This is a genomic window from Nonomuraea sp. NPDC049784, assembly GCF_040659615.1.
Classification (GTDB): Bacteria; Actinomycetota; Actinomycetes; order Streptosporangiales; family Streptosporangiaceae; genus Nonomuraea.
Window position 1 is genome coordinate 38,791 of the sequence record NZ_JBFAMX010000025.1, and the last position, 6,600, is coordinate 45,390.

Below are 6,600 nucleotides of genomic sequence, written 5' to 3' on the forward strand. Positions count from 1 at the left end.
GGTGCCGAGCTACTCACTCGACGGAGTGCCGCTCGACCACCCGGCCGGCTGCTGGCGGACCAAGAAAGGCACGCAGCGCAGGCCGCTGCCCGGCGCGCGGGCCGTCAAGGTCAGCGTGCCAGGCAGGCACGGTGACATCCCGGTCGTCGGGCTCGACCTGGAGACCACCACGTTCGGCCTGACCTTCAAGGTCACCTCGGCCACCCCATCCGGGGCGGACGGCGGCTACGAGCAGATGGAACGCAACCTCGAAGCCCTGTCGGCGCTTCTGGGTGTGCGGCATCGGCTGATGAAGCTGCGCTACCAGGCGGGGACGATCGTCCGCGTTGCGGACGTCACGATCACCGCGACATCCGAACCAGAGGTCAACACCGGCGCCGCGACGGCCCGCATCACAGCGGTCGTCGAGGTGCCGGGCGTGCTGTGGCGAGACGAGACCGAATCGACCTGGGCGGGCGCACCGAACCAGCTCGCCCAGGCAGTGACCACGCTCGCGGGCTCGACCGGGCCCATCACGGACGCACTGCTGCGCTTCACCGGCCCGGCGGTGCAGCCGTCCATCGGGGACGTGGCCACAGGCGGGTGGGTGCTGCGCGCGGGCGGTCTGCTGGCGGGGGAGCGGCTGCTGATCGACTGCGGCCGCATGCAGGCCGCGAAGGTCACCACGGACACGTGGGACCTGGCCGCCGGGACGGACGTGACGGGGGAGATCGACGCGATCGGTCCCGGCTCGCAGTTCCGGTGGCTGCACCTGACGCCCGCCGTCGCAGTGGGTGATCCGTTCAGCCGCGCGGTGCTGGTGTCGACGGCTGCGACGGGCACGGATGCCGCGTCGAAGGTGGAGATCCGAGCTCGACGCGCCTACCTCTAGATCTCTTCAGGACACCGCCGTCCTGTCCAGCTAATCGGATTGCCTACATGTATGGCTTGTCGGGGGCGATGATGAGGCGCTTATTGCCGCCGCCGGTGCTGGAGCCAGGTACGGGCGGGGCGAAGTCGTAGACGCCGGTACTGGTGTACTTGACCTGGTCGTTCGGCTGCCAGTAATCCTGAAAAATGTAGTAGAGATGGAATTTATGTGGGCGGCAAGGTTCACTAGGTGGGCAGGTAAGGCCCTCCTTATAAACTCTGATGCTCTTCCCTATCTCGTCTGAGTTGCCGACCCAGGGAACCCGTATGTCGCTTGTTTTTGTGCTATGGGCGTCGATTGGGCCGAACCAGGAGTTATTTTCTGCGATATAAAGCGATACTGGATAGTCCATTGCGTTCTGCACTTCCGTGATGACGGTGACATTCGCCCTGGCCATGGTCGCGGATTTGGTGCCGTGCAGGAATCCGGGCGTTGCGGCGTCGGCGGACGGGAGGGCGGTGAACGCGCCGCCAACCGTAAGGGCTCCTGCTATGGCGGCTGAGAGGGCACGGGAGACTCGCATCGCGATCCTTACTTCCGATTCATGCAATCTCTACGGAGAGTAAAGCAATGGATACGTAGAGTCAATACGTGTTGGTCCCGGGAACCCCTGCGACGCCCGAAGGCGGCTTGAGGCTCCACGGGATGCGCCTTAATCGGCTCTCGCCCTGCTCTGTGCGGCGGCGGCTGTCAACCACTCCGCGAGGCGGTCGGCGCCGTCGGCGTCGAGCTCCGGAGGCCACACGGCCGGAAGCATGATGATGCGGCCGCGCGGAGTCACATGGACGTCGATCGGGGGCCGTGAGGTGGGAGCGATCACGATGGCTCCCATTGTCGTGGATGGGGAGGTCGTCCCGTGACCTTCGATCTACGGCTCGGTGGCATATGCGTCGTGCTGATGGTGGGACTGGTGTCAGTCGTGCTGGTCCGGCTCGTTGAAGCCCGCGACGACTTGGCTCTGCTGGGCCGACTCGTTGGTGCCCATGGTGGCCCATACCGCGGTCGTCGCCGCCACCAGGCTTGTAATCGACAGGGTCAGCGCGGCGGCTACACCACACATTGTCCTACGCATATGCAACCCTTCGCCGATCTTCTGACAGTGACTGGATCTTTACACCGCCTAAAGTCTCGGGCAAGGGGGGTCGGTGTTCGATCTTCGGCTCGTGGCCCACGCGCCGTTCGGCGGCCGGCTCAGCGTGCTCCCGCACCCACTGTCGGTGGAGGTCGGCTGGCCGCTCAACGACGTACCGAGCTTGAAGCTCGCCTACACCACCACGGCGACCGGCGCGGCGCTGCTCGACCAGCCGTGTGAGATCGCCGTCGAGTGGAGCACGGACGGCACCACCTGGACCGAGGCGCCGGACTCGCGGTTCCTCCGCATCAAGCGCCGCGGTGACGGCTCCGACCCGACCGGGCTGGCCCAGTTCGAGCTGCCGGGCTTCGTGTGGATGCTCCGCAAGATCGTGCTCTACCCGGGGCCCGCGCCGCTGGTGGACGGCAAGCGCGCGTTCCTGTCCGCGACGGCCGGGGCGATCCTGCAGACGTTCATCGCCGAGGCCAAGGGACGCGGCGCGGTGCCCGGCCTGAACTGGGACTTCACGCCCACCGCTGACAGCGCGGGCCAGACGTGGAACAAGGTCCTCACCATCTACTACCAGCCCGGCATGGACGCGCTGACGGCGCTGATCAACCTGGCCGAGCAGGGCGTGTGCGACTTCCGCATGTCCAGCCGCACAGTGCAGGTGTTCAACGCCGACACGGCGATGAACCGCGACCTGGCGTCCGGGCCGGGCCCGGTGGACCTGCGGTACGGCCGCGACATCGCCGAAGCGCCCGACGACGGCACGTTGGAGGACGTCGCCTCGTCGGTGCTGGTCGTCGGCGACAACGGGCTCGTCAAGACGTTCACCAACGCCGCCGCGGTGCAGCCGTGGGGGCCGTGGGAGCAGTACGTCGGCGCTGGCGGCGTGTCGGACGAGGGAACCGCGACGCTTCTCGCGGACTCGGCGCTGGAGCGGGCCGGGGCCGAGCGGGTGCAGCGGACGCGCGGCGTCGTGGTGTACGGCGCGCGCTGGTTGCCGCTGAAGGATTACCGGCCCGGAGATCGGGTGCGCGCACCGGGCGACGGTGGCGCGCTGGAGTCGCTGCGGGTCCGCCAGGTGACGTTGGCCCGCAACTCCACGGGCGTGCTCGGCGGGGCGCTGGTGCTGCATGACCGGTTCCTTGAGCGGGACATCCGCCTGGCCCGCCGCACGGCGGGGATCGTGGGCGGCAGCACGGCGGACGCGGGGTCCGGGGCGCGACCGGCCCCGGAAGCTCCGGAGCCGCGCACCCCAGCGGCCCCGGCTGGGCTCATTGTGGACCCGCAGGCGTACATCGACGAGCATGGCCTGCCGCACGGGCAGGTGACGGTCACGTGGGGCGCCGTCACGCAGGACGTGAGCGGGGTCGCGCTGAACGTCGGCGGCTACGAGCTGTTCATGCGGGTGAACGAGGCGGGCGCGCCATGGTTCCTCGTCGCCTCCACCGAAGCCGACGACACTACGGCGACGTACTCGCCGCTCGTCATCGGCGAGTCGTACGCCTTCAAGGTGCGGGCGGTCAACCTCGGCAAGGCGGGCCCGTTCTCCAGTCAGGTAGCGGTGACGATCCCTGACGACACCGACGCGCCGCCCGTGCCGACCGCGCCCCAGCTCTCGACGCGGCTCGGCGTGGTCCGGGTCACCTGGGACGGACACGGCGTCGGCTCGGTGCCGATGCCGTCCGACTTCCTGCACGTCCGGGTGTGGATGCAGGACCCGCTCGCGCCCGGCTGGTCGGAGATCGGTGTCCTGGGCGAGGCCGGGTCGCTGCTCGTGCCGGGCCTCCCGTACGACGCGGACCGGCAGTTCCGGTTCACCGCCCGCGACCGGTCGGGCAACGAGTCGTCCCCGTCCACGTTGGCGACGATCGCCGCGGTGCAGCTGGTGACCGGCGACGCCGCGAACGAGTCGATCACGACGGGCGCGCTCGTGGCCAACGCCGTCACCGCCGACAAGCTGGCCGCCGGGGCGATTGAGGCCGAGCACATCACGGCCGGCGCGGTGGTAGCCGACAAGCTCGCCGCGGTGCTGACGCTGTCCACGCGGGTCGTCGCGGGCAGCGCGTCCGGGGCGCGGGTCGAGCTCAACTCGACCGGCCTGGTGGCGTTCAACGGGAGCGGACAGCAGACGGTCAGCATCGCCGCGGCGTCCGGCGCGGTGTCCATCGTGGGGCAGTTCGCGTCGGGTGTGACTGGGGCGCGGGTCGTGGTCAACCCGGCGGGCGCGACCAACCCGGAGATCCGGTTCATCCCGGGTAGTGGGATCAACCAGTCGCGGATCTACAGCGACGGTTCCCGCTTCACGGGTGAGGCGACGCTGGTCATGGAGTCGGGCACCAACCAGGGCAACACCGCGATGTGCCGACTGACGCACGCGGCCGGCTTCTGGCAGGCGGCGATCCTGAACCCGTCGAATGGTGAGCAGCGCGGCGGCGCGGTGTCGGCGGTGGAGAATCAGGCGTCGATCGGGTGGATACATCCGACGCAGCAGGACCAGGCCCTCGTGTTCGCCCCGTCCGGGACGTTTCATCAGGGCACGTGGCAGTACGGGAGCGACTCGGGTTTGATCATGATTTCGGTCACGGTGTCGAAGGGCGCCAGCTACTACCAGGTGGTGCTTGGCTACTCCTTCCCTACGGTGCCGAAGATCGTGTTCACGGCCGAGCAGGTCAACACGATGATGCTGTGGTCCCGAACCAACAGCGACGCCTTTTTTCACGACCCGGCGGCGGGTTCGAGCCCGCCAGCTCGGACGTTCCACGTATGGGCCTGGAGGTGACCCCATGCCAGACGACTGGCAGGTCACGGAAGTGACCGACACCGCCGACGACTCCGGGCAGGTCGAGGCGTGGGAGATCACGCTGACCCGACCGGGTGATGGGGTCACCGTGGCGGTGTTCCTGCCGAAGATGGCGATCGAGTCCACCGCCGTGGCGTGCGGACTGACCTCGACGGATGAGGCGATCGACGTGCTGATGCACCGCGCCGTCCACCCGATCTACGAGCCAAACCTTGCCGAGACCAACCCGTGGCAGCTCAGCGGCGAGCAGGCCCGCGCCGCGGTGCTGGAGCGGGTCGAGCAGTGCAAACGCGACCATGCGACGGTCGCGACAGCCGTACCGAAGGGACGTATAGCGGCCGCCCGCGCGGCCGCCGACGTGCTCGCCCCGCTGCGCTCGCACACGCGAATCGACCCGGTGAAGTCCGCGGCCGCCCGGCTTGAGCATCAGCGTGCGCTCCTGAAGGCGGGGACGTGATGCAGCACCTGGTCGTCGAGCCCGGCCGCATCATCGCCGCGCTGCTACGCCGCATCGATGAGCTGGCCTACGACAACGCCGTGCTGTCGGCGGCGGTGGACCAGCTGCACGACGAGATCAACGAACTGAGGGGGACCAACGGTGCAGGTGATCGTCCCGGGTAAGCCCGCCAAGTTCGCGCTCCGGCTGGTGACGTACGCCCCGAACGGGCCGCGTCTGGGTGTGCTGCCTCAGCACCTCGGTTTCGAGGTCGGCCTGCCGCTGAACGACGTGCCGGGCCTCACGGTGATCTACCCGGACGGCGGGCTGAACGCGAACCTGATCGCAGGGCACTGCGAGGTCGCGGTGGAGTACGCGGCCGCCGGTGGCGGCTGGGTCGAGCCGCCGAACGCGAGGTTCCTCCGGATCAAGCGGAGCGGGGACAGCACGCTCCGCACCTCACGGTCGTACGACCTGCCTGGCTGGGCTTGGATGCTGCGGAAGGTCGTGCTGTACCCCAACGGCGAGATGGTGGACGGCAAGCGCCAGTTCGGCGCGGTCAGCGCGGGCGCGATCCTTGCGACGTTCATCCAGGAGGGGAAGGCGCGCGGCGCGTTGCCCGGCCTGGGCTTCGACTTCTCGACCAGCCACGACAGCGCGGGCGACCCGTGGTCCAAGACGCTGACGCTGTCGATCGAGCCCGGTAAGGATCTGCTCGCCGTCCTGATCAATCTGGGTGAGCAGGGCGTCATCGACTGGCGGATGCAGGGCCGCACGCTGCAGGCGTTCAACCCGGACACGGTACTCGGCGCTGACCGGGCCTCCGGTGCGTCGCCGGTGGATCTGCGGCTCGGCCGCGACATCACCGAAGCTCCGGACACGGGCACGCTTGAGGACGCCGTGTCGGCCATTCTGATCGGCGGCGAGGCCGGCCTGTCGGTGGAGGTGACCAACCCCAGCGCCGTCGCGCCGTGGGGGCGGTGGGAGACCTACCAGTCGCAGAGCGGTGTTACGGACCAGGGTACGGCGAGGCTGCTGGGGCAGAACGCGTTGGAGCGGGTCGCCCGGGAGCGGGTGCAGGTGACCCGCGGGCTGATGTTCGACGCGGCGCGGTGGCTGCCGTTGCAGCACTACCAGCCGGGGGACTATCTGCTCGCGCCGGGCGATGGCGGGGTCATGGAGTCGCTTCGGCTGCGGCAGATCACCTTGTCGGTGGACAAGGACGGCCAGACGGGCGGCAACGTCGTCCTCAATGACCGGTTCCTGGAGCGGGAGATCCGGCTGGCCCGGCAGGCCGCGGGGATCCTCGACGGCGGCGTGTCGTCGGGCGGATCCGGGGGCGAGCCCGCCCCGGAGAGCAACGACCGGGTCCC

Annotated in this window: 6 protein-coding genes and 1 pseudogene; 5 read left to right on the forward strand and 2 right to left on the reverse strand. The window is 69.0% G+C overall.

The features are described 5' to 3' along the window. The first annotated feature begins 1 nt into the window (after position 1). The gene (locus AB0J09_RS09340; RefSeq protein WP_360687689.1) at positions 2-871 is read left to right on the forward strand and encodes a hypothetical protein; all 870 of its coding nucleotides are present in this window, start codon (positions 2-4) and stop codon (positions 869-871) included. Positions 872-914: 43 nt separating this feature from the next. Here AB0J09_RS09340 and AB0J09_RS09345 read toward each other — a convergent pair whose 3' ends face one another. Together AB0J09_RS09345 and AB0J09_RS09350 are read right to left on the reverse strand one after the other, a co-directional pair. After that, a complete protein-coding gene (locus AB0J09_RS09345; protein ID WP_360687692.1) occupies positions 915-1,433 on the reverse strand; it encodes a hypothetical protein in 519 nt (172 codons plus the stop codon). 390 nt (positions 1,434-1,823) lie between these two features. Beyond that, a complete protein-coding gene (locus tag AB0J09_RS09350; RefSeq protein WP_360687695.1) occupies positions 1,824-1,982 on the reverse strand; it encodes a hypothetical protein in 159 nt (52 codons plus the stop codon). 73 nt (positions 1,983-2,055) lie between these two features. Between AB0J09_RS09350 and AB0J09_RS09355 the strand changes: the two genes are divergently transcribed. From AB0J09_RS09355 to AB0J09_RS09370, 4 genes and pseudogenes are all read left to right on the forward strand, one after another. Beyond that, complete coding sequence (locus AB0J09_RS09355) at positions 2,056-4,770, forward strand: hypothetical protein (protein ID WP_360687698.1); 2,715 nt, start codon at positions 2,056-2,058, stop codon at positions 4,768-4,770. A gap of 4 nt (positions 4,771-4,774) precedes the next feature. Further along, on the forward strand, positions 4,775-5,248 hold the full coding sequence (locus tag AB0J09_RS09360) for a hypothetical protein (protein WP_360687701.1): 474 nt from the start codon (positions 4,775-4,777) through the stop codon (positions 5,246-5,248). Next, positions 5,245-5,412, forward strand: coding sequence for a hypothetical protein (locus AB0J09_RS09365; RefSeq protein WP_360687704.1), 168 nt, complete (start codon positions 5,245-5,247; stop codon positions 5,410-5,412). Before AB0J09_RS09360 ends, AB0J09_RS09365 begins: the two co-directional genes overlap by 4 nt. Continuing rightward, positions 5,390-6,600 (forward strand): annotated as a pseudogene (locus tag AB0J09_RS09370) (hypothetical protein); the annotation flags it as partial. The gene AB0J09_RS09365 and the pseudogene AB0J09_RS09370, both read left to right, overlap by 23 nt.

Coding starts and splice junctions, on each gene's coding strand:
- AB0J09_RS09350 (WP_360687695.1), bottom strand. CDS start 1,982: ATGCGTAGGACAATGTGTGGTGTAGCCGCCGCGCTGACCCTGTCGATT.
- AB0J09_RS09360 (WP_360687701.1), top strand. CDS start 4,775: ATGCCAGACGACTGGCAGGTCACGGAAGTGACCGACACCGCCGACGAC.
- AB0J09_RS09345 (WP_360687692.1), bottom strand. CDS start 1,433: ATGCGAGTCTCCCGTGCCCTCTCAGCCGCCATAGCAGGAGCCCTTACG.